At 47.6% G+C, this 24,000-nt stretch carries 19 protein-coding genes and 1 other RNA gene; 6 read left to right on the top strand and 14 right to left on the bottom strand.

Going from position 1 to position 24,000, the window contains the following annotated elements; all coding sequences use genetic code 11:
- Positions 1-199 precede the first annotated feature (199 nt).
- Both DW720_RS07290 and DW720_RS07285 read left to right on the top strand, forming a co-directional pair.
- Positions 200-1,354: an NADP-dependent malic enzyme gene (locus tag DW720_RS07290; protein ID WP_117796457.1), complete on the top strand. Its 1,155-nt coding sequence runs from the start codon at positions 200-202 to the stop codon at positions 1,352-1,354.
- Positions 1,355-1,441: 87 nt separating this feature from the next.
- Positions 1,442-1,981 carry a DUF4364 family protein gene (locus DW720_RS07285; protein ID WP_107000108.1) on the top strand — a complete coding sequence of 180 codons (540 nt, stop codon included), beginning with the start codon at positions 1,442-1,444 and terminating at the stop codon, positions 1,979-1,981.
- Positions 1,982-2,133: 152 nt separating this feature from the next.
- Here the strand turns inward: DW720_RS07285 and glmS are convergent, their stop codons facing one another.
- On the bottom strand, positions 2,134-3,975 hold the full coding sequence (gene glmS / locus DW720_RS07280; protein WP_118749440.1) for a glutamine--fructose-6-phosphate transaminase (isomerizing): 1,842 nt from the start codon (positions 3,973-3,975) through the stop codon (positions 2,134-2,136).
- An 888-nt stretch (positions 3,976-4,863) separates the two neighbouring features.
- On the opposite strand from glmS, the gene DW720_RS15930 reads away from it, so the two are divergent.
- Positions 4,864-5,127: a hypothetical protein gene (locus DW720_RS15930; protein WP_243099714.1), complete on the top strand. Its 264-nt coding sequence runs from the start codon at positions 4,864-4,866 to the stop codon at positions 5,125-5,127.
- A 159-nt stretch (positions 5,128-5,286) separates the two neighbouring features.
- Here DW720_RS15930 and DW720_RS07265 read toward each other — a convergent pair whose 3' ends face one another.
- Positions 5,287-6,828, bottom strand: coding sequence for a carboxypeptidase M32 (locus DW720_RS07265; protein WP_118749438.1), 1,542 nt, complete (start codon positions 6,826-6,828; stop codon positions 5,287-5,289).
- A gap of 358 nt (positions 6,829-7,186) precedes the next feature.
- On the opposite strand from DW720_RS07265, the gene DW720_RS07260 reads away from it, so the two are divergent.
- Both DW720_RS07260 and DW720_RS07255 read left to right on the top strand, forming a co-directional pair.
- Positions 7,187-7,639, top strand: a complete 453-nt coding sequence (locus tag DW720_RS07260; protein WP_022358438.1) for an NUDIX hydrolase — start codon at positions 7,187-7,189, stop codon at positions 7,637-7,639.
- A gap of 524 nt (positions 7,640-8,163) precedes the next feature.
- Positions 8,164-9,480 carry a 6-phosphofructokinase gene (locus tag DW720_RS07255; RefSeq protein ID WP_118490580.1) on the top strand — a complete coding sequence of 439 codons (1,317 nt, stop codon included), beginning with the start codon at positions 8,164-8,166 and terminating at the stop codon, positions 9,478-9,480.
- 203 nt (positions 9,481-9,683) lie between these two features.
- Here DW720_RS07255 and DW720_RS07250 read toward each other — a convergent pair whose 3' ends face one another.
- The 8 genes from DW720_RS07250 to leuC all read right to left on the bottom strand — a co-directional run bounded on the left by DW720_RS07250 (position 9,684) and on the right by leuC (position 18,397).
- Positions 9,684-11,990 carry a SpoIID/LytB domain-containing protein gene (locus DW720_RS07250; protein ID WP_242995777.1) on the bottom strand — a complete coding sequence of 769 codons (2,307 nt, stop codon included), beginning with the start codon at positions 11,988-11,990 and terminating at the stop codon, positions 9,684-9,686.
- A gap of 47 nt (positions 11,991-12,037) precedes the next feature.
- Positions 12,038-13,294: an AI-2E family transporter gene (locus DW720_RS07245; protein WP_107000114.1), complete on the bottom strand. Its 1,257-nt coding sequence runs from the start codon at positions 13,292-13,294 to the stop codon at positions 12,038-12,040.
- Positions 13,295-13,414: 120 nt separating this feature from the next.
- Positions 13,415-13,595, bottom strand: a non-coding RNA gene (gene ssrS / locus DW720_RS07240) — 6S RNA.
- 137 nt (positions 13,596-13,732) lie between these two features.
- Positions 13,733-14,395 (bottom strand): HAD family hydrolase, encoded by a 663-nt coding sequence (locus DW720_RS07235; RefSeq protein WP_118482037.1) that lies wholly within the window; start codon positions 14,393-14,395, stop codon positions 13,733-13,735.
- 299 nt (positions 14,396-14,694) lie between these two features.
- A complete protein-coding gene (locus tag DW720_RS07230) occupies positions 14,695-15,516 on the bottom strand; it encodes a cell wall hydrolase (RefSeq protein ID WP_118749437.1) in 822 nt (273 codons plus the stop codon).
- 438 nt (positions 15,517-15,954) lie between these two features.
- Positions 15,955-16,422, bottom strand: coding sequence for a Cys-tRNA(Pro) deacylase (gene ybaK, locus DW720_RS07225; RefSeq protein ID WP_117796452.1), 468 nt, complete (start codon positions 16,420-16,422; stop codon positions 15,955-15,957).
- Positions 16,423-16,462: 40 nt separating this feature from the next.
- Complete coding sequence (gene leuD, locus DW720_RS07220; RefSeq protein WP_022359393.1) at positions 16,463-16,948, bottom strand: 3-isopropylmalate dehydratase small subunit; 486 nt, start codon at positions 16,946-16,948, stop codon at positions 16,463-16,465.
- A 183-nt stretch (positions 16,949-17,131) separates the two neighbouring features.
- Positions 17,132-18,397, bottom strand: coding sequence for a 3-isopropylmalate dehydratase large subunit (gene leuC, locus DW720_RS07215; protein ID WP_022359392.1), 1,266 nt, complete (start codon positions 18,395-18,397; stop codon positions 17,132-17,134).
- Between the two features lie 338 nt (positions 18,398-18,735).
- Here leuC and DW720_RS07210 point away from each other — a divergent pair, with 338 nt between their 5' ends.
- Positions 18,736-19,620 (top strand): LysR family transcriptional regulator, encoded by an 885-nt coding sequence (locus DW720_RS07210; protein WP_118749436.1) that lies wholly within the window; start codon positions 18,736-18,738, stop codon positions 19,618-19,620.
- Positions 19,621-19,731: 111 nt separating this feature from the next.
- On the opposite strand, the gene DW720_RS07205 is transcribed toward DW720_RS07210, so the two are convergent.
- From DW720_RS07205 to nudC, 4 genes are all read right to left on the bottom strand, one after another.
- On the bottom strand, positions 19,732-20,895 hold the full coding sequence (locus DW720_RS07205; RefSeq protein WP_182436525.1) for an acyltransferase family protein: 1,164 nt from the start codon (positions 20,893-20,895) through the stop codon (positions 19,732-19,734).
- A gap of 144 nt (positions 20,896-21,039) precedes the next feature.
- Positions 21,040-22,062, bottom strand: a complete 1,023-nt coding sequence (gene ilvC / locus DW720_RS07200; RefSeq protein ID WP_118482033.1) for a ketol-acid reductoisomerase — start codon at positions 22,060-22,062, stop codon at positions 21,040-21,042.
- A 136-nt stretch (positions 22,063-22,198) separates the two neighbouring features.
- Complete coding sequence (gene ilvN, locus DW720_RS07195) at positions 22,199-22,699, bottom strand: acetolactate synthase small subunit (protein ID WP_118651104.1); 501 nt, start codon at positions 22,697-22,699, stop codon at positions 22,199-22,201.
- A 260-nt stretch (positions 22,700-22,959) separates the two neighbouring features.
- Positions 22,960-23,958 carry an NAD(+) diphosphatase gene (gene nudC, locus DW720_RS07190; protein WP_118749434.1) on the bottom strand — a complete coding sequence of 333 codons (999 nt, stop codon included), beginning with the start codon at positions 23,956-23,958 and terminating at the stop codon, positions 22,960-22,962.
- Positions 23,959-24,000 lie beyond the last annotated feature (42 nt).

Raw genomic sequence — 24,000 nt, 5'->3', positions numbered from 1 at the left:
CATAAAAATAACATTTACGGACTTCATTTATATGCTATGCTACATGATAGGTATAAGTATTATAAATAAGTGGTACTGTGTGTGTACAGTAACATGGTACTGCCCTTCCCGCATTCTAAAATATGCATCTTGATTTAAAATGTCAAAATTGCTATTATAATGTAAGAATAAAATGAAAGCATTCGAAAGGATAAAAACCATGACGATCAATGAAAAAGCACTCGAACTTCATGAAAAATGGAACGGCAAGCTCGATACCGTCTCCAAAGTACAGGTAAAAACCAGAGAGGATCTGGCTCTGGCATACACACCGGGCGTTGCAGAACCATGTAAGGTAATTGCAGAAGATCCGGAAGCTGCATACCGCTACACCATCAAGTCCAACACTGTAGCCGTTGTCTCCGACGGAAGCGCCGTTCTGGGACTTGGCAATATCGGACCGTTAGCAGCTATGCCGGTTATGGAAGGAAAAGCCGTTCTGTTTAAAGAGTTCGGCGGCATCAATGCATTCCCGATCTGCCTCGACACACAGGACACCGAGGAGATCATCGAGACAGTTGTCCGCATTGCCCCGGCATTCGGCGGTATCAACCTGGAGGACATCTCCGCACCGCGCTGCTTTGAGATCGAGGAACGTTTAAAGAAACTGTTAAACATTCCGGTTTTCCACGATGATCAGCACGGAACCGCCATCGTCGTACTGGCAGGCATCATCAACGCCCTGAAAGTAACCGGCAAGAAGAAGGAAGACTGCCGCGTCGTTGTCAACGGCGCCGGAAGCGCAGGCGTTGCCATCACCAAACTGCTCTTAAACTACGGATTCCCGCATATCACCATGTGTGATAAGACCGGTATGCTCTGCAAGGGCATGGAAGGGCTTAACTGGATGCAGGAAAAGATGGTCGAAGTTACCAACTTAGAGCACAAGACGGGCACACTTGCCGATGCATTAAAAGGCGCTGACATCTTCGTAGGCGTGTCTGCTCCGGGCATCGTTTCCCAGGAGATGGTTGCTTCCATGAATAAAGATTCCATTCTCTTTGCAATGGCAAACCCGGTTCCGGAGATCATGCCGGATCTGGCAAAAGCTGCTGGTGCAAGAGTCGTAGGAACCGGACGTTCCGATTTCCCGAACCAGGTCAACAACGTTCTCATCTTCCCAGGCATCTTCCGCGGCGCTCTGGAAGGACGCGCAACCGCTATCACCGAAGAAATGAAACTGGCTGCTGCCAACGCAATTGCTGCTCTGGTTGATGACAGCGAATTGAGCGACGAGAACATTCTTCCGGCAGCATTTGATCCGCGTGTAGCTGACGCTGTTTCCAAGGCTGTGAAGGAACACATTAAGAAATAAACGTAACAATTCAAGCAATTCTCGCATTTACCGTAAGGACCGCACAAAATTTACACCGTTACGAAATAATAATAAAGGAGTTTTTCCATGCTGGCTGAACCGATGACACTTTACAAACTGATGAATCTCTATATGCTGCACCAGGTCAATTTTCCGCTGACCAACGCGCAGCTCTCCAATTTTTTCCTGGATCGCGAGTACACCACGTATTTCACACTCCAGCAGGCCTTGAACGAGCTTCTGGATGCAGGTCTGGTAAAAAAAGAGACGATGCGGAACAGCTCCCGCTATGAGATCACTAAGGAGGGCGAGGAAACGCTGGAATTTTTCGGCAAAAACATCTCTCCTGCCATCGTCAGCGACATGGATGAATACCTGAAACAGAACCGCTTCCGCATGCGAAACGAGGTAGGACTGATCTCCGATTTCTATAAATCGACCAATCAGGACTACATCGTTCACTGCGAGGTGCGGGAAGGAAAAGCCGTTCTTGTCAATCTCGATATCTCCGTTCCGGATAAGGAGCAGGCGGAAATCATGTGCAATCACTGGAAGGATCGAAGCCAAGAGATTTATGCTTATGTGATGAAATCTTTGATGAGTGAGCATGGGGTGGAGAAAAAATAGCAATATTCGCGATAGAGACGAAAAAAGAAGCCCCATCAAGATGCGTACAACTGATTCAGGGAAAACCTGTTCTGCATCTTGATGGGGGCTTCTTTTTTCTGTATTAATTCCAGGTTTTTTCTTGCTATGCTATAAATAATTAAAAAACCATCTTACTCTACCGTAACGCTCTTCGCCAGATTTCTCGGCTTATCAACATCCAGTCCCTTCGAAACACTTACATAATATCCCAGCAGCTGCAGCGGCACTACCGCTAAGCTCGGTGTGAAATGTTCGTCGGTCTTCGGTACATAGACTGCAAAATCGACGGTGTCTTCGATGTTGTAATTGCCTGCGGTTGTGAGTCCCATGAGGTACGCACCGCGGCATTTTACTTCTACCATGTTGCTGATCATCTTCTCATACAGTGCTTCCTGGGTCAGGATGCTGACTACGAGGATACCATCCTCAATCAGGCTGATGGTTCCGTGTTTTAATTCTCCGGCTGCATATGCTTCGGAATGGATGTAGCTGATCTCTTTTAATTTCAGGCTGCCTTCCATGCTGACTGCGTAGTCGATGCCGCGGCCGATGAAGAACACGTCTTTTGCATTGGCATATTTCGCTGCGAACCACTGGATGCGTTCTTTGTCATCTTCGAGCAGCTTCGCGATCTGATCCGGCAGTTCCTGCAAGGCTGCAAGAAGTTCTTCATATTTTTCTTCTGTGATCGTACCGCGCACATGGGCAAACTGTACGCCCAGAAGATATCCGGCAACCAGCTGTGTGCTGTATGCCTTGGTGGTCGCCACCGCGATCTCCGGACCTGCCAGTGTGTAGAAAATATGATCTGCCTCACGCGCAATCGTGGAACCCACTACATTGACAATCGCCATCGTAGGAACGCCCTGGCTCTTTGCCAGACGCAGGGCTGCCAGGCTGTCGGCTGTCTCGCCCGACTGGCTGATGATAATAACCAGACTGTTCTCTTCCAGAATCGGGTTCCGGTAACGGAACTCGGAAGCCAGCTCGACGCGGACCGGAATACGCGCCAGATCTTCGATCACATACTGCGCTGCCACGCCTGCATGGTAAGCAGAACCACACGCTACGATATAAATACGCTTTAACGAACGAATGACATCATCGGAAAGTCCCGCCTCGGTCAGGTCAATATGACCATCGCGGATGACTGAATTTAATGTATCCCGAACCGCACGCGGCTGTTCATGGATCTCCTTAATCATGAAATGCTCATAACCTCCCTTTTCAGCAGCTTCTGCATCCCACTCAATCGTCACAAGTCCTTTCTGAATCTCTTCCTGATCAATATTATAGAAAGTAATCTCTCCCTTATGTAAGCGTCCCAATTCCTGGTTGCCGATATAGTATACCTTGCGGGTATATGGAAGCAGGGGCGGAACATCTGACGCGATAAAGGATTCACCCTCGCCTACTCCGATGATCATCGGGTTATCCTGACGGGCTACAAAGATCTCCTCCGGATAATCCTTAAACATAACCGCCAATGCATACGTGCCACGGATACGCATCATCGCACGCGCCATCGCATCGAGCGGTCCATCGTTGTATTTCTTATAATAATGATCGATCAGCTTTACAGCCACCTCTGTATCAGTATCTGAATAAAACGTATATCCACTTTTAATCAGTTTTTCGCGAATTTCCTGATAGTTTTCGATAATACCATTGTGAACCGCTACCACGCTGCGGTCATCCGTGCAGTGCGGATGTGCATTGTTCTCAGACGGCTCCCCGTGTGTCGCCCAGCGGGTATGACCGATACCGCAGTTGCCCCGCATTGCGCGTCCGTTGTCTGTCTTCTCTGCCAGCGCGCGCAGACGTCCCTTCGCCTTTACAACCTCCGGTACACGTTCTCCGTCTCTGACTGCCAGACCTGCTGAATCGTATCCACGATATTCAAGCTTCTCCAGACCCGCTAATAAGATCGGAGCCGCCTGCTGGTCTCCTGTATATCCTACGATACCACACATACAATTATTCCTCCTTTTTTCAACCAGGCGAGCCGCTGCCATCATACCGCCTCAGACACTCCCGCCTTCGTATCTCTATCTCAAGAATATGATAAATCTATTGATTCTTCAAAATAGAATCTTCTATAAAATATGTCGTTTATCCCTAAATAGCGCCTGACTGGCGCCTTCGATATAGACTTTCTTCTCAGTCATGTACATATTCTGTCTCATTATACCAAAAAAGAATCTTCTTGTCAGCATTTGCTGTAATATTTTCGTCAGTCATCATATCGGATTATGAAAACCGAATTCGAGGCACGTCCTGTTTACGTCAGACGTGAGGACAGGATTAAAGCACACTTTCTGACCTGCTATCTCAGTCTTCTTATTTACCGGTTATTAGAAAAAAGCTGGATGATAAATACACTTGCAACGCTCTTCTCACTACCCTGAGAGCCATGCAGGTAACGTTATTGCCTGGAAATCTTGGATATACTCCATCTTACAAAAGAACGGATTTAACGGACGATCTGCACGATCATTTCGATTTCCGTACAGATCTGGAATTTATTTCGAAATCCAGAATGCGAACCATTATAAAAAACACAAAAAATCTTCAGAAATCTGCCAGATATATAGCACATATCGGCGCGAATCAAAAAAGCCGCTCAAGCCCCATAAATAAAAGGTTTGGAGCGACTTTTTTTATTTACAAGTGTCAAACTCGGGATTATACCAAAAAAGAATCTTCTTGTCAGCATTTGCTGTAATATTTTCGTCAGTCATCATATAGACACATCTCATTTCAAAACCATCCGCCATAAGCAGTCACATATTTCTTCTGCATATCTACCTGTAAAATAACGATTGTCCACGACAACTATTTTTTATACAGGAGGTTTCATCATGAAAAACGAAACAATGTACTTTAACGATCTTCTTTCCATCTGGCTGGAAAAGCAGAACTCATTTTATCCGGTCCCAAAAGCATCTCCTCCAACCGTTTGGTTCCCCTGCCCGCTTTCCTTCTGTCGATCCTACAGCCCTATTCTCATCCGGAACACCCGGATTATTTTCTGCTGTCACAATCTGCCAGCTCCCCGATGGATCCGCGAACCTTCCAGAATCACTACCAGCGCATTCTATCACAAGCCGGACTGCGCTATCTGAATTTTCATGCAATCCGACACACGTTTGCCACCCGCTGTATCACAAATGGCATGGATCCCAAAACGCTCAGCGAAATTCTGGGACACTCCGATTTGAAAGTCACGCTTGAATACTATTTTCATTCCTCTCTGGAATTCAAGAAAGAACAGATCGACCGCCTTACTGCTCTTTCTCCGGCCGTCCATACTTCTCTTCCAGATATGCCACATAATATGACGGATTAAAATCTTCCCCCGTCATATCGCGCAGGATCTGACGGCTGTCCTTCAATTTGCCATACTGGTGAATATTTTTCCGCAGATATTCGCGGATTTCCCCCAGGTTTCCAGCCTCCAGTAGTTTTTCTAGCGGCAATTCCTTCTTCATCTGGTGATAAATCTGCGCGCCAAAGGCATTTCCTAATGCATAGGACGGAAAATAGCCGATCGATCCCTGTGACCAGTGAATATCCTGCAGTACGCCCTCCCGATCCGTGGATGGGCGTACTCCCAGGTATTCTTCATACTTATCATTCCAGATCTGCGGCAGTTTCTCGACCTCCAGATCCTCCTCAATCAGCATTTTCTCAATTTCATAGCGCACCAGCACATGCAGCGGATAAGAAAGCTCATCCGCTTCCGTCCGGATCAGCCCCGGAACGGTTCTATTAACCGCCGCCAGAAAATCCTCCAGACTCGTCTCCGTCAGCGGGCTTCCAAACATCTGCGCCACTTTTCCATAAATCGGTTTCCAGAATGCACGGCTGCGTCCCACGATATTTTCAAAGAAACGGGACTGGCATTCATGCATTCCCATCGAAGTTCCCTGCCCCACCAGCGTCTGTGTCAAGTCATCCCGGATGCCAAATTCATAGATAGCATGTCCCGTCTCATGCAGCACGGAAAAAATCGAAGAATCAATCCGTTTCTGATAATGCGTCGTAATCCGTACATCATGATTGTGCAGATTCGTCGTAAACGGATGGGCGCTGAGTGCCAGTACTCCCCGGTCAAAATCAAAGCCCTCATATTCTGCTAGGAAACGCGCCACCTCTGCCTGCGCCGCCTCCGGATAATCTGCGGATAAAAAGGCGTCCGGAACCATCTTCGAGCGCTCTGCCGATTCTTTCAAAAGCGGCACAATTTTCCCTTTCATCAGCTCAAAAAATGGATCTAACATCTCCATATTAAAACCTTTTTCGTAGGTATCCAGCATCACATCGTAAAGCTTCTGTCCCGGCTTTGCCCGGTACGCCGCAAATTTCTTCTGATAGGAAATAATCTCCTTCAAAACAGGGGCAAATGAAGCAAAATCATTTTTCTCTCGCGCACGCGTCCAGATTCCCGTCGCACGCGCCGTAAGTTCTGCATACGCACGGTATTCCTCCGGCGGAATGCAGGAAAGCCGCTCCTGCTCCTCGGCTGCTTCCCGGAGAATTGCCGACTTCACCTCATCAAATACGCCCGCATTCTCTTTTTCTGCCTTCTGGCAGACATCCAGCAGCTCCTTAAAACGCATTGACGCCAGAATCTCCTGATACTGCTCCGAAAGTGAACCTATCACCCGCGCGGTATGCTCCGCTGCACCCTTCGGCGCCAGCGTCTCATCATCCCACTCAAACAAAACCATCGACGTCTGAAGCGCCATCGCCCGCTCCAAAAGAGACTGCAGCTCCTCAAACTGTTTTTTTACATTCTGATTCTTCTGTTCTGTCTGTGCCATTTTCCTGCCTCCTGTCTTTTTTTCGTAATTCTATCATCCAAATTCTGTGTATTTTTTAGGTTCCGCTGCACATATGCCTGCATTCTTTTGTAATATGAGCCATTTCCATCTTCATCATACCAGATTTTCTTTCTTCTGTTTCTTATATCTTTCTTATGATTTTTTACAGTTCACACATTGTACAAACTGTAACAGGATTTTCTCATGATGCCTTATGTGACTTTCCAATCTTGCATAATCATGCAAAACGCGGTATACTAAAACCAGTATAAATCATATGCATAAAGCTGGTTCCCGGCACACGGATATACGCCACGAATCAACTTCCATGCACACACCAGGACAGGAGGGATTGCAGATGATCGAAGCAACGAGCTGCGGCGGTGTGGTTATATTTCGGGGAAAATTACTCGTTCTTTACAAAAACTACCGGAACAAATACGAAGGCTGGGTTCTTCCCAAGGGAACCGTAGAACCGGGCGAAGACTTCAAGCAGACCGCCCTCCGGGAGGTTCATGAGGAGACTGGCGTCGCCGCCTCCATCATCAAGTACATTGGCAAAAGCCAGTACACCTTCAACACCCCTCAGGATACCATCGAAAAGACCGTGCACTGGTATCTGATGATGGCGGACAGCTACTACAGCAAGCCGCAGCGCGAAGAATACTTCGTCGATTCCGGCTACTACAAATTTTACGAAGCCTACCACCTTCTGAAATTTTCCAACGAAAAACAGATCCTGGAAAAAGCCTACAATGAGTATCTGGATCTGAAAAAGGCAAATTTGTGGGGGAATCGGAAATACTTTTAATCACAAGAACAAAGAGGCTGTTGCAAAATCATTATCAAAAATAGATGATTGAGCGGCAGCTTCCATTTCTCTGCAAGCTAATCTGGGTTAAAATTCGCGGTTTTCCTGTTAAAAAAGGCTTTTCGGTAATTTCCTATGAAACAAAAAAACACCCCGTCCGCTGCACAAAGCCAACGAACAGGGTATTAAAAAGGGGAGGATAAGTATTCAAAAATTTCTCTTTTGTGATACTAACAGTATGACCCGTTTCTGTTATTCTATACATCAATCTCCAAATTTTTATACGCCTTTTATCTGCTTCCGAGTATCCGGTTTTCATATTATTTATCATACATACCTTTTTCCCTTGCTTTCTTCCTCTCTTTCCGTTACAATAGATACGTTTTGAGTTGTACTTTTTAATTTATTTTTACCTCTATGAAAAATACAACTCCAGCAAATCATTTTATGTACATTTTTATATTGATTTGAAACTTTTTATATCATAAACCTTGTACTTACCTCACAAAAAGGAGATTTACCTTATGAACAAGAAAAACATCTTAGTCGGACAGTCCGGCGGACCGACCGCGGTTATCAACGGGAGCCTTTACGGCGTTATCTGCGAAGGTGCGCGCCACAGCGATGCGGTTGGCTGCGTCTACGGTATGATCAATGGAATCGAGGGCTTTCTCGCGGATTCTTATATGAACCTTTCAGAAACACTCTCCGATGACGATCTGGAACTTCTTCGCCTGACTCCGGCGGCGTATCTGGGTTCCTGCCGTTTTAAACTCCCTGAGAACCTCTCCGACAGCTTCTACCGCGTCCTCTTTGAAAAACTGGAGCGGCTGGACATCGGCTATTTCTTTTACATCGGCGGCAACGACTCGATGGACACCGTCAGCAAGCTTTCCCGCTATGCGGCGCAGATCAAAAGCCCGATCCGCTTTATCGGCATTCCCAAGACGATCGACAACGATCTCGTCCTGACCGATCACACGCCGGGATACGGCAGCGCTGCCCGCTATGTCGCTGCATCCGTCCGTGAAATTGCGCTGGACGCCTCTGTCTATCAGCAGAAATCGGTCACCATCGTTGAGATCATGGGACGCCATGCCGGATGGCTGACGGCTGCCTCTGCCTTAGCACGCAAGGAAGCCGGTGACAATCCGCTCTTAATCTATCTGCCGGAAGCTCCATTTGAGCTGGCACAATTTAATGACGACTTAAAGAAAGCGTTTGAAAAGACAGCGAATGTCATCGTCTGCGTCTCCGAGGGCATCCGCGACCACGGTGGTCGTTTTATCTGCGAATATTCAACCGAAGCCCAGGTCGACACCTTCGGTCACAAAATGTTAGCCGGATGCGGCAAAATTCTGGAAAATTATGTCCGCAACCAGTTCGGCGTCAAGGTGCGCTCGGTTGAGCTCAACGTCAACCAGCGCTGCTCCGGTCTCACCGTTTCCGGTACTGATTTAAACGAGGCTGAAATGGCAGGTCGTTTCGGCGTCCAGGCAGCCCTGGACGGTCACACTGGACAGATGGTCGCATTTGAGCGTGAGACTGATACAGCTGCTTCTGAACCTGTTCATGCAGCTGCTGCCGTTTCAAACGCTGCGGACTTAGGCGCAGCATCCGCTTCATGCGTAAAACATCGTAACACTGTATATAAAATTCATCCAGTTCTCAAGGATGTCAATCTGATCTGCAATCAGGAAAAGAAAGTACCTGCTGAGTGGATCACGAAAAACGGTACCGATGTCAGCGATGATTTCCTGGCTTACTCGCAGCCGCTGATCCAAGGGGACGTTTCCCATATTATGGAAAACGGACTTCCAAAATATTTGTACCGCAAATAGTCCGTCACACAGTATAACTGCTTCATCCTTGAAATCCATACAAGCAACAGAAAAAGAGACGCTTCTTTCATTTTACGAATGCGTCTCTTTTCTACTTAATAATACATAATACCTGAATTTTTTCTAATTTACCCCAATCACACACTCTTATCATTTGGGGAGGAATCCTGACCGTGCCCTTTCAGCGCAGCCATCTTCTAAATCTAATCTTCCTCACAATCCCGAATTTCAACCCCATCATAAAAGAACATCAGAATCTCTTCATAATTCTTGCCTTCGCGCGCCATCTCCTGTGCGCCGTTCTGGCTCATGCCGACTCCGTGACCGTAGCCGCCGCCCCAGATGGTAAATGTGCGGATGTCTTTTTCCTCATCCCTGGCAGTTTCATCCACCGAGAAAAAGGCACTCGGTAGCGTACTCCATCCTGTCAGTTCGGTTCCGTCATTTTTCTTATAAACGAGTGATTCCGAGCCGAGGACACTCCGGATCTGACTCTGACCTTTCAGTGTCTTGGTTCCCTCGCTTCCGACGATCTGCACCGTCTGGGCGATGCCACCCGTACCGCGGGAAGTCACAAAAATACCCTGAATCTCGCCGATGGTATCTACCTTCTGCTGCAGCTTCTTATTCGTGATCGTTGTTTTCCAGCGGTACATCGGGAACGAGGAATCATAATTCTGCTCACCCTGTCCCTGGATAAACTTGAGAAATGTGTCGTTGTCCGTCAAATCCGGAATCTTCTTCTTTTCCGTCAAACCGATCCCTTTCAGATACGGAACCTCGTCTTTGCTGGCGCCCCAGATCGTTCCATCGGTCGAATATCCGCAGGAAGTTGAAAAATAATACGTTTCCGCCGGAGTATCGTTGTAATATACAATCTTCCCGTCCGTCTCCTTGACTGCCAGATTCGTCCGCTCACTGCTCTCTGTATTATTGTACACCTGATAGTTCGTGCTGTCATCAACGTGTGCGCCGTAACGGCTGTATGCATTCGCCTTGATCTGCCGGTAGGCATACGTCCGTGCGCAAACTGCCTGCGCCTTGAGCGCCTCCAGCTCATAATTAGATGGCATCTCGCTCGGCACTACGCGTGTCAGGTAATCTTCGACGTCCAGCTCATTGATCAGAAGCAGCCCATCCGACTCCTCGCTCAACTCGAAGCTGCCGAAATACGACGGCGTTCCCTGCGCCCGCTTGGTACTCAGGATGCGGATCTCCTTCTGCGGGTCTTCCAGCGTGATCGTCATGCGCCCTTCTTTCAGACGGTCATCGCCAGGACTCACGGACAATTTCGTTCCCGGGCTCAAAGTCTCCTCTGATTCGCCCCAGGTCACATGCATCGTGCTGTCCGACTGGAGTACCACCTTCGTGTGAAACAAGGAGGAATAATCATCATTCATGATCAGCACGCGGATGTTCGTCGCTGAAAAATCATGATTTAAGAGTGCTGCGCAAACCTTTTTGCCAGCCACGACAAATTTTCCCAGATCATAGCCGACCAGCACATCCCGCTTTTTCTGCTCCTTGACGACTCCATATGTTTTATATACTTTAAAATCATCGTCCAGTTTCAGCGTTCCGTACCCGTCAATCTCGATCGTATCATCCTTGACCGAAAGTACCTTTCCTTCGATCATATCTTCCTTGAGCGACAGCTTGCGGATCTTGCCCTTATCCAGCTCGACATCCGCCAGCACGCCATCGGTACGATCCTTGAGCTTTTCTTCCTCTGGAAATGTCCGGACGATCGTGCCAATATACACATCCATCCCACCCGATTCTCCCGGAACGATCCAGACATTCTTATATGTAACTTTTTCAGACTGTACGCCGCACAGCGTGATGATCGAACCATCACGCTCATAGACCTCGATCTTCCGATCGATGCAGGCATCCAGCGACACGCCCTCAAAATTCATCGTTCCCTGATCCGTATATGCCGTCCATGCCGCTGCTTCCTTCACATTTTTCGGTGTTCCATAAAGCACCAGCTTCTGTTTTTTGACCGCGTTTTCCGAATCTGCCTTTTTTAAGAATGACTCATAAAACCGCCACCATTCTTCCTTCGGCATTGCCTTTTTATATTTATTTTTAGATACATTCAGGGCGCTCGAAAGCCCTTTTGAAACGCGATCTGCCGCATATGCCGCTTCGCCATAGGTCAGTGCGCCCATCGCGTAGCTTTTACTTATCTTCTCGTCTCCCGGCTCCAGATAGCCTTCCTCAATCATATAGTCAATATATTTGGCATACCATTCATCCTGATCCGGCGTTCCAAAATGGCTTCCGTGTTCTCCCTGCGACGCAACGATGTCGTCCCGGTCTGCAAATGATAACGCCATAGCTTTCGATGCCATGGCGCGTGAAATATCATTATCCGAGTGATCCAAAAATACAATTGCAAAGAGCAGGAGTGCCAGAAAAGCCGGAATCGCCACTGCCCAGTAAACCAGCTTTTTAGGTTTCAGAGACTGTACTGCCTTTCGCGATCTGCCTGTTTTCTTTTCCATATTTCTCCAGCCGCCTTTATTTTTTAACTGTCCTTTCTCATTCACAGTCACTTTTTATTTAACTCCATAAACGTTCCTGTTTTCTCATCAATGTGGTCTAACTTCCGGTATTCGTCTGTCTCCATCGGCAATTTCCGAAGCCGCAGCGACCGGTGCACCGCGCGGGAGATCAAGTCATAAATAACCGCAAATGCCGGTACTGCGATAATCATGCCGACGAAACCAAAGAGTCCGCCAAAGAAGAGAATCGAAAACAGTACCCAGAAACTCGAAAGTCCTGTCGAATTGCCCAGGATCTTCGGTCCCAGAATATTGCCGTCAAACTGCTGCAGAAGCAGAATCCAGATGAGGAAATACACACACTGGAGCGGACTGACCAAGAATACCAGGAACGCTGCAGGTATCGCACCGATGAACGGTCCAAAAAAAGGTATCACATTCGTCACACCGATAATGACGCTCAAAAGCATCGGGAACGGCATATTTAAGATCGTCACACCGATGAAACAGATAATACCGATAATGAGGGAATCCACCAGCTTGCCGATGATGAAGCCGCCGAACATCTGATTGATAAACCGGAGCTCCTCGATTACCAGATTCGCCTGTCTTAGATTCAGGCAGCCATAAACAATCTTCTTTCCCTGTGCTGCCAGTGTATCTTTGATATTTAGCAGATACACCATGACGATCAGACCGATCAGCCAATTTTTGATAAATTCCAGGACACCCAGCACGCTGCTGGAAAGGCCTGTCACGATCTGTCCAATCCGGTGCATATCAATGTTGGTAAACGATTTCTCCGCCCAGTTCTGAAAAACTGCCAGGTTATTTTCAAAACTGCTCAGAACCATATTTTCGATCTCCGGATTATTTTTCAAAATACGCTGAATCCATTCATACACATTCTGCACATACAGCGGAAATGAATCCTGAATGCCGATCAAACTCTCGATCAGCTGCGGGATCATAAGCTGGAACATCCCTACCACAAGCACAATAACCAGCCCCAGACATGCTGCCGTCGCAAGCATCCGGGCTGCACCACGGACGTATTTGGAATTCTTAGTGACAGAGCCAAGGGTCTTTTCCACGATCCCTGCTACCCAGTTATATGCCGGGGCGGTCAGATACGTCAGCACCGCACCGCAGAGAATCGGCGCAAGGATTTTCACAACCTTGCGGGTGCCCGCCGACACCACATCCCAGTGTTGGATGCTGAACCAGAGCAGTATGCAGACCGCAATCACCGAAACTGCCGTCATACCCATATAAATGTATTCTTTGAAATCTCTTTTTTCCATACTTATGTTCTTATCCGTTCCTCTTTTCTGATTTTACAATGTGCTTCTGGAAAATGTTACATTTTCTTTACACACTTTCTTTTACAGAGAAAGCAGCGATTGCTCGCTGCTTTTATCCTTTGTAACCCCAAAATGCCGGCTCTTACCATATTGACGCCTAGCGCTGCTAGGTGGGCAACCTCACTTAGATTTCTGTCTTCCACTCGAGAGGAGGCCTGACATCCATCTAAAAATATCGGAATCCCGTTAGTCAAAATGTAGGTTCAAAAAAAGCAAGAGTTGTCGAGCATCCCAGGAATTACAAATATTCTCTTTTGATACGGCTATTATACCGCAAGTCGGATGTTTTTTCAAGTTCCATTTTCTGATAATGCGGTCAGGTTGTTACTGTTCGCGCATACGTGCCCAGTAACGGATTAAGAAGCTTCTTTTTGTCTTTTATACTTCTCCCCACTTCATCAGGAAATCTCCCAGCTCTTCCACCGTCTCAATCTGGTAGTCTGCCCCGTTTTCCGTAAACTCTTCCCGGGAACCATATCCATACAGCACTGCCGCACATGGGAGCTGATTTTCATGCGCCCCGATAATATCGTGCTTCCGGTCGCCCACCATGATAACCTTCGATTCCTCCGGTGTTGTTCCCAAACGGTCCAGCGTGTAGGCAATCACATCGCCTTTGCGGACCCGGATCTCCTCCATATCCGCCCCGCCAACCAGGGTAAAGTAGGAAAGCAGATCAAAATGCTCCAGAATCTGAATAGCAAACGGTTCCGGCTTTGAAGTTGCCACCGCCAGCGTAAGACCGGCATCCTTTAAACGTGTCAGCATCTCCCGGATTCCCGGATAGACTTTATTTTCAAACATTCCCTGTTTCGTAAAATATTCGTGGAAATGGCCGATCGCTTCGCGCGCCTGCGCTTCGCTGAATCCGTAATATTCTTTAAAACTGTCCGACAGCGGCGGTCCGATGAACGGACACAGTTTATCCAGATCCGGCTCATCGATCCCGTATGCCTGCAGCGCATGCTGGACAGACTTTGTGATGCCTTCCTTCGGATCTGTAAGGGTTCCGTCGAGGTCAAATAGTATGATATGGTTCATATGGTTCGTTCTCCTTATTGTAGTCCGCAGTGCATTACTCCGCAGCACACCAGCTTGAAAAAACTACATTTTCATTGCTTACGACCATTCTAATACATTTTACGCAAAAAAGAAAGACAACTTTTCTCCAGCCATCTTTCTTTTCTGTGTTTCCGTTACTGTTCACGTATACGTGCCCAGTAACGGAATTTGCCGTGGCTTCGCATTTAAATACGGCAAATTCCTGCTGCCACCACGTTTTCTTACGGCACTTTCGGTTCCAAAAGTGCCTACCCTTGAACAGTAACGTGTTTCACTCTTTATTTGTAAAATTCATGTCCACCATGCTGCATGACATAGGTCAGCTTGCCATCGAACCAGCGTACATTGGAGGAAGCAGAGATTCCGCGGTTCATGAAGTACAGGGCGCCGCCCGAGTAATCCTCGCCTTCCAGTGCACGGTTGACGCAGTCAATTGTCTGCTGCGTTACCTTACAGCTGTTGATCGTTCCATCCAGTACCGGTGAGAACTGGGATGGTTCGTACACAACGGCTTTAACGCTGTTCGGGAATTTCTTGTTTTTCACCCGGTTGATGATTACATTTGCAACCAGTATCTTTCCCCTGTCGTCGCACACACCCGCCTCCGCCTGCACAATTTTCTGCAGAACACTGTAATCTTCATCGCTGTAAGAGATGACTGCGCGTTCCCGGCGCTCCCGTTCTTCTGCTTCCTGCGCCGCCTGCTGGGTCTGCATTCGTACTTCTCGTTCGATTACCTCTACTTCCAGAGCTTCCTTCGCAAGTTCATCCTGAATCCCCTGCTCCAGCCTCTGTCCAAGTAGATGCTGACTTTCCTCGTTGGAGGCGAGAATCGTAAATTCTGATAAGCTCTCTGTCTCTGTCGTTTCTTCTGACTGCAGCATTTCTGTCAGTTCCACATCATCCGGATATTCCCGGTGTGCCGAGGCTGCATTTTTGCCAACGCCGCCAAAACTGACCGAATTAAATGCTATCACCGTCACAACCGCTGCCCCCGTCATCAATACGGCTACGGTCCGGTACATCCTTTTTGTCACACGGACAAATAATGCCTTTATAAACTGATAAGCAGTCTGAAGAAATGTGTCAATGCTTGGCATACACTCTCCTCTTTCTATCAGTGCAGTCCTCCCAAAACCGGTCTGACTGCCATTTAACATCTGCGGCATCTTCTTTGGCTGTCTGATTTTTTCTGACAGCTAAGGACAGATCCTCTCTGCCTGTGCCGCTTCCTTCAAGTGACGGGAGACATTATATGTGGTTTCCGGCTTCAAAGTCAACGTCTTTTTTACATTTTTGTGACAAATCACATTCTCATTTAACTTTTCCTTAATATTTATGTGAGCATTTTATAAACTTTTTTGCTTTTTCTTCCCAATTTTTATAAACTTTGGCTGGTATAAAATTTTCAATTTTTTACAATTCTGTTAAATTCTGCCCGTCAAAAAAACAGGCGAATCAAGTCGCCTGTTTTTTATGTCAACTGTAATAGAACAATTATGGTATCTGTAAAGGTGTCAGACAGACTCCTTACCACTCTAGATCAGCGCTACAAACTGTGCATCCACATATTTTGCAAGTTCCTCCGGATTCAGAATGACCTGAACACCTCTCTGACCCGCGCTGATGCTGATTTTGTCGAAAATCTGCGCTGTTTCTTCTATATAAGTAGGGAACTTCTTTTTCATGCCGATCGGGGAACAACCACCTCGCATATAGCCGGTCAGCGGAAGAAGTTCCTTCATATGGATCATCTCCACTTTCTTGTCCTTGGAAGCCTTTGCCACCTTTTTCAGGTCCAGCTCCTCATCGACCGGGATACAGCAGACCAGATAACCGTTCTTATCGCCCTTTAAAACGAGCGTTTTGAACATCGTGTCATGGTCCATCCCCATCATATCCGCCGCATGGCTGCCGGATAAGTCGTCCTCATCTACTTCATACTCGCCTGCTTCATAATCGATTCCAGCCGCGTCTAAAAGACGCATTACGTTTGTTTTTGTCATAAGCTATATCCTTTCTGGAGACAGATTTAGTGCACTCCTCTTATTTCTGGTTGATATAGTTTACCAGTCCACCGGCTGTGATGATCTTCTGCATGAACTCCGGGAACGCCTGCCCCTGGAAGCTCTGGCCGGTGGTTTTATCGGTAATCACACCGCTGTCAAAATCAACCTCTACCTCATCACCAGCCGCGATTGCTTTTGCAGCCTCCGGGCACTCGATGATCGGCAGACCGATATTAATAGAGTTGCGGTAGAAAATACGTGCAAACGTCTCAGCAATAACACAGCTTACTCCTGCACATTTGATTGCCAGCGGCGCATGCTCGCGGGAAGAACCGCAGCCAAAGTTCTTATTTGCTACGATGATATCACCCTTCTGTACTTTATTTACAAACTCTTTATCAATATCTTCCATACAATGTTTTGCCAGCTCGTTGCCATCCGGAGAGTTTAAGTATCTTGCCGGGATGATAACGTCTGTATCTACATTGTCTCCATATTTAAATACATGTCCATTTGCTTTCATTTCTATATCCTCCTGCGATTTATCCTGTTATTTTATTCCAATTCACGAGACGGCACCTACGGTTGCAGGAACCCCTTCCCCGAACCGTAATATCCGTTTGTAACTGTTCAGCACCTTCACAGTCACCCGCAGATCTACTGAACAGTTACATCCGTTTTACTTATTCCTAAACTTTTATGCCTATTACAGTCCCAGTTCCGCCGGTCCGCTCACTTTTCCGGTAATGGCGCTGGCTGCTGCCACTGCCGGGCTTGCCAGATAAATCTCAGAATCCACGTGTCCCATACGTCCAACGAAGTTACGGTTGGTCGTGGATACACATCTCTCGCCTTCTGCCAGGATACCCATATAACCGCCCAGGCACGGACCGCAGGTCGGAGTGCTGACAACAGCACCAGCCTCGATGAAGGTCTCTAAAAGTCCCTCTTTCATGGACTGTAAATAGATCGCCTGTGTCGCCGGAATCACGATGCAGCGCAGACCTTTTTTCACTTTTCTGCCCTTTAAGATCTCAGCTGCGATACGCATATCCTCGATACGTCCGTTCGTACAGGAGCCAATGACAACCTGATCGATCGCAATGTCACCCACCTCATCGATCGTTCTCGTATTCTCCGGAAGATGCGGGAAGGATACGGTCGGCTTTAACTCGGATAAGTCTATGGTGTACTCTTCGTCATACTCTGCATCCGGATCTGCCTCATATACCTTGAAATCACGTTTAGAATGCTCTTTTAAGTACTCGATGGTCTTCTCATCAACCGGAAAGATACCGTTCTTGCCGCCTGCCTCGATCGCCATGTTGCAGATCGTGAAACGGTCATCCATGGAAAGGTTCTTGATGCCCTCGCCGACAAACTCCATGGAACGGTACAGCGCGCCATCTACGCCGATCATACCGATAATGTGAAGAATGACATCTTTACCACTGACCCATTTTGCCGGTTTGCCGATCAGGTTGAACTTGATCGCGGACGGTACCTTGAACCAAGCCTTACCGGTTACCATGCCAGCTGCCATATCGGTACTGCCGACACCTGTAGAGAATGCGCCAAGTGCGCCGTATGTACAGGTATGGGAATCCGCACCGATGACTGCGTCACCTGCTACAACCAGACCTTTTTCCGGAAGGAGTGCATGCTCGATTCCCATCTCTCCTACGTCAAAATAGTTGGTGATATCATGACGACAGGCAAATTCACGACAGCATTTGCAGTTTTCCGCCGACTTGATATCCTTATTCGGGATAAAATGATCCATAACCAGCGCAATTTTGTCATGATTGAATACCGTCTGGTTGTCCATCTTCTTCATCTCATTGACCGCTACCGGCGTTGTGATATCATTTCCAAGAACCAGATCCAGATCTGCTTCGATCAACTGTCCTGCTTTTACCTCTGCAAGACCCGCGTGCGCTGCCAGGATCTTCTGTGTCATTGTCATTCCCATGATTTATTTCCTCCTGCATATACATACTTGGCAACGGCTCCGATGCCCTTACTGTTATAGGAAAAAACTCTGTTCCAACGGTGCCGCTGCCATCTTTTGCTTTTTTATGTTTGTATTATAGCACCGGTTCTGTTATAATACAAATATATATTATTAATAGATACTATGAGTCGAAGTTATAGTGTTACTGTTCACGAGTAGGCACTTTTGGAACCGAAAGTGCCGTAAGAAAACGTGGTGGCAGCAGGAATTTGCCGTATTTAAATGCGAAGCCGCGGCAAATTCCGTTACTGGACACGTATGCGTGAACAGTAATTTTATAGATATAAAGGAGTATTATGGAACAACATTTAACCCAGTACCGTATTTTCTACGCCGTTGCACGCGCCGGCAATATTTCCCGCGCCGCCAAGGAACTTTTTATCAGCCAGCCCGCGATCAGCAAATCAATCAGCAAGCTGGAAGAAAGCCTCGGCATAGCACTTTTTATCCGCAATTCCCGCGGCGTCTCCCTGACCGCAGAGGGACAGGTCTTATTTCAGCATGTGGAAGCCGCCTTTGAAGCACTGGATCGCGGTGAAAATGAGCTAAAACAGATCCAGAACCTCCACATCGGACAGCTCAAGATCGGCGTCAGCAACACTCTGTGCAAATATATTCTTCTTCCTTATTTAAAAGAATTTATTGCACAGTACCCGCATGTCCGCATTTTGATTGAAAGTCAGGACACCGCACGCACAATCTCGATGCTAGAACAGCAGAAGCTCGACATCGGTCTGATCGCCGAGCCCAAAAACCGCCGCTACCTTTCGTTTCTTCCCGTCATGCGAATCGAGGACACCTTTGTCTGTACCCGGTCTTATCTGGAAAATCTGCGGATCCGCGAAGGTGCCGATGTCGATCCCTTCGAATCCGGGACAATCCTGTTGCTCGACCGCAGCAATATGACGCGCACCCACATTGATGCGTACTTTGCAGAGCACGGAATTGAACCAAAGCAGATTTTAGAGGCGACGACGATGGATCTTCTGATTGAATTTGCCAAAACGGGGCTCGGAATCGGATGTGTGATCCGCGAGTTTGTGCAGGAAGAATTAAAGGATGGTTCGCTGATCGAACTCCCGCTGGAAGCGCCAATCCGAAACCGGACGATTGGATTTGCTTATCATCCGTCGGCGATGACGCGGACGATGAATGATTTTGTGCAATTTTGTTCGGAATAATGAAATAATTGGCAACACGGACGTCATTTCCTATGAAACGAAAAAGTCCGGCGCATGGCGGTCAAGCTGCCATATGCCGGACTTTTTCTGTTTAGTTCCTATTTTTCAATTTTATTTTAAAATATTCTTCGCACATTTCCACACACATGGGAATATTTTCCCATCTACCAGCCAGACATATACTTTCGAACAAATTCCAATTAAAATACAGCTCAGAACCAAATTCACCCCGATCGCCAGCTTTTCCCCCGCCTCGGAATAAATGCTGTAAAACCAACAGGAAAAGCTGGCAATCACAAGCCAGTGCGTCAGGAAGATTCCCATGCTATACTCGCCGATCCACAGAATGATTTTTTTGAGAGTCTCCGGAAGCCAGGTCTCCAGACCGCCGAGCCAGAAGAGACGGAAGCCTAAAATCATCAGGAATGCAGCAACATGACCATAGAATTCCATGGTTCCGAGTCCGCCTGGAAATCCATGCGCTCCCAATGTGGTTCCGATCCAGAACGATTTTCGGACGAACCAGATGCTGAAAATCCAGAGGGCAGCGCCAAAGATGCCATATTTTCCTTCTCCATCTTTAAGCAGATTCTCTTTTCGCTCTCTTTCTTTCATGGACTTCTCAACTGCCCGCATCAGCAGACAGATCCCATTTCCCAGAAGCAGGCAGATATAAAAGCTGTTCATTCCGATCAGAACTGCCGCGACGCCTGCCAGAATCAGGATTTTCTGGCGGGTTCCTACTTCCCGGAGGGCGGATGAAAGTACAAGAGTCAGAATACTTCCCATGAAAGTGTAGGTCAGCATCCAGGACGGACCATAGTACGTTGAATCAGCCTTGAAGATTGTATCAAACCAGGCATAGCGGAGCGCCTTCAGACCGCCTGGCAGATAGCTGTAAAAGTTGCTCAGCCACTCATTTTCCAGACGCGGCGCAACCCGCACTGTGTAGAAGAGACCGCCCCGGTAAAATAGATATGCCAGCAGAAATGTGACCGTCAACGGGCAGGTCAGTTTCAGATAGCGGCGCAGGATCTCTAAGCTCCACGAAGTAAATCGCCCGGAATATACCTTATCGGCTATCAGCATTCCGCTGATCATCAAAAAAAGACTAACCCCGAAGGTTCCATAGCGGAGCAGGGGAAGCGGTCCTATTTCCATCAGCGCATTTACCTTATTGCTGCCCCAGCTCCCGAATGTACCGAACCAGTGACTTCCAAAGACCGCCAGACAGGCGTATGCCTTGATTATATTTACGTCATCATAGCGTTTCATCCGCGTTTCCTTTCCCATTCATATAAAAAGAATGTGCCTTTTTGTGTAATAGAACATTCCAAAGAATTTCCTATGAAACAAAAAAACAGGACCGCTGCAAACCTGCAGCAGCCCTGTATAAGATTTCCTATATTCGAAAAACGATTAGTTGTTGATCAGCTTATCGTTCTCGTTGTTCCAGCTGTAAAGCTTACGGATCTCTGCGCCGACTTTCTCAGACGGATGCTCGGAAGCAAGCTTTCTCATAGCCTGGAAGTGTACCTGACGACCTGCCGGGGACATATCCAGTAAGAACTCTTTTGCAAAGGTACCGTCCTGGATATCGGACAGAATTTTCTTCATAGCTTTCTTTGTCTCAGCGGTAACGATCTTCGGTCCGGTTACATAATCACCGTACTCAGCTGTGTTGGAGATGGAGTATCTCATACCAGCGAAACCAGACTGATAAATCAGGTCTACGATCAGCTTCATCTCGTGGATACACTCGAAGTAAGCATTTCTCGGGTCATAACCAGCCTCACACAGAGTCTCGAAACCAGCCTGCATCAGAGCACAAACACCGCCGCAAAGAACTGCCTGCTCACCGAAGAGGTCTGTCTCAGTCTCGGTACGGAATGTAGTCTCCAGAAGGCCTGCTCTAGCGCCACCGATGCCAAGACCATAAGCCAGTGCACGGTCAAGTGCCTTGCCTGTGTAATCCTGCTCTACTGCTACCAGACACGGTGTACCCTTACCAGCCTGATACTCACTTCTTACAGTGTGACCCGGTGCCTTCGGAGCGATCATGGTTACATCGACATTCTTCGGCGGTTTGATGCATCCGAAGTGGATGTTAAAGCCATGAGCGAACATAAGCATGTTGCCCTCTTCCAGATTTGGCTCGATGTCTTTCTTGTACATATCTGCCTGAAGCTCATCGTTGATCAGGATCATGATGATATCAGCCTGTTTTGCAGCCTCTGCTGCGGTGTATACTTTAAATCCCTGTGCCTCTGCTTTTGCCCAAGACTTGCTGCCCTTGTAAAGACCGATGATAACATCGCATCCGGACTCTTTTAAGTTCAGGGCATGTGCATGACCCTGGCTGCCGTAACCGATAATAGCAATCTTCTGTCCTTCTAATAAGGATAAATTACAATCTTCCTGATAGTAAATCTTTGCTGCCATTTTTCATTTCCTCCTTGGATCTAACAAAAATAAAATAAATTTATTATAAAGCATAGACCGGCGCCTCTCTGTGCGTCTTTGGACCAAACTTTGTAAACCTGTTGAATGCCTTGTATCCAGTCTATCGACTGATGTACTATGGCAGATAGCGGATATCATCGGCACCTCTGGAAAGACCTGTAAGACCTGTTCTGGCTAATTCCAGAATCTCATAATCTTCCAGAAGATTAATCAGCGCGTCCTGTTTGGACTGGTCGCCTGTCAGCATAACAGTGACAGATTCTTTTCCCACATCGACAATCGACGCACGGAAAATCTCGGAAATCGCATTGATCGCCATCCGCTGGTTCGCATTTGCCCTCACCTTGACGAGCATCAGCTCACGGTATACGGAATGACCTTCCCGCAGTTCCTTTATGTCGTGTACATCTTCCAGTTTTCCAAGCTGCTTCTGAATCTGCTCCAGAACCTGATGATCGCCCAGCGATACAACCGTCATACGGGAGTATCTCGGATCCGCGGTCACGCCAACTGTAAGACTTTCGATATTATATCCGCGGCGGCTGAAAAGTCCAGCCACACGGCTTAAAACGCCGGCAGTATTATCTACCAGCAGTGATAACACAATTCTGCTCATGCAATCTTCCCACCTTGATCTTCTGTCTTGTTCGTATAGCCTTAATGATAGCAACCAATTCTCAGTTTGTCAACTAATTAAAAGGAATGCTTAGTATTCCCCAGAGCTATATCATTACTGTTCACGCATACGTGCCCAGTAACGGAATTTGCCGTGGCTCCGCATTTAAATACGGCAAATTCCTGCTGCCACCACGTTTTCTTACGGCACTTTCGGTTCCAAAAGTGCCTACCTGTGTACATTAACGATATATCAACACATCATTTCTGGTGTTCCTGCCACTTTTTCTCCCAGTCCGGACCGTATTTAAAATACATCTTCATCTCGGTTCCGACACTGATGAGGCGTGCATCGTCCGGGATCTCCTCTCGCGTATACCAGCCTGCCTCAGAAAGCTCGTCCTCCTGCAGCCGGATCTTATCATCCCCATCCAGTTCTGCAAAAAATCCGATCATCTCCGTATCAGTAAACGCCCACGGCTGACTCTTGAAATAGCGGATATTTTTAACTTTCAGCCCGACTTCCTCCATCACTTCGCGGCGGACGGTCTCTTCAAATGTCTCTCCGATCTCGACAAATCCAGCGATCAGCGCATACCCACGGTAGGTACTGTGGTTGACGCGGTAGCGCGACATAAGAAGTTTGTTCCCGTTCGTGATCGCCACGATGACTGCCGGGGAGATCTTTGGATATTCCGTCTGACCGCAGACCGGGCAGACGAGTGCCCGCTCGTTCTTGCTGTCCTGCGTCTTTGCCCCACAGCGTCCGCAAAACTGACGGCTCTGTCTCCAGCGCCACAGCTGCACCGCCGTGATCGCTGCAAATGCCTGGTGCATCGGCTCCATCGCACGGATGTCGGTTGACGTTTTCCATGCATAGCAAAGCTGCTCCGGCTCTTTTTCTGCCCCTTCCAGTGCACCAGAAGCCATCTTCCCAGCTTCCATATGATTTTTGTCTGAAACAGGCATCTGACCAGCACCTTCTTTTAGCTTTGCCAGAATCTCTTCCGCTTCTTTCTCCGGCACACTGACCAGAAAATACGGCTTCTCATCAACCGAAAAGAGATAAACCGCCCGATCCATCAGTTCCGGAACTGCCGCCTCAATCTCCTCCCGGCGCGGGATAGTAAGCACATGTTCCTCCACGGTCTCACGCAGAAGAATCCGGCTTTTCTGGATGCAGAAGACGTAGTCCTGTGCTCCAGGTTTCTGAATGTGGTATGTATTGTCATAGCGATGTGGTGCGATATCCTGTATCATAACTTTATCTCTCTATCCTTTTATTCTCTAAAACTTGTGTAA

Origin of the sequence: Clostridium sp. AM27-28 (genome assembly GCF_003480955.1) — a bacterium.
GTDB classification, from domain to species: Bacteria; Bacillota; Clostridia; order Lachnospirales; family Lachnospiraceae; genus Otoolea; species Otoolea fessa.
This window is presented reverse-complemented; position numbering and strand designations above follow the sequence as displayed.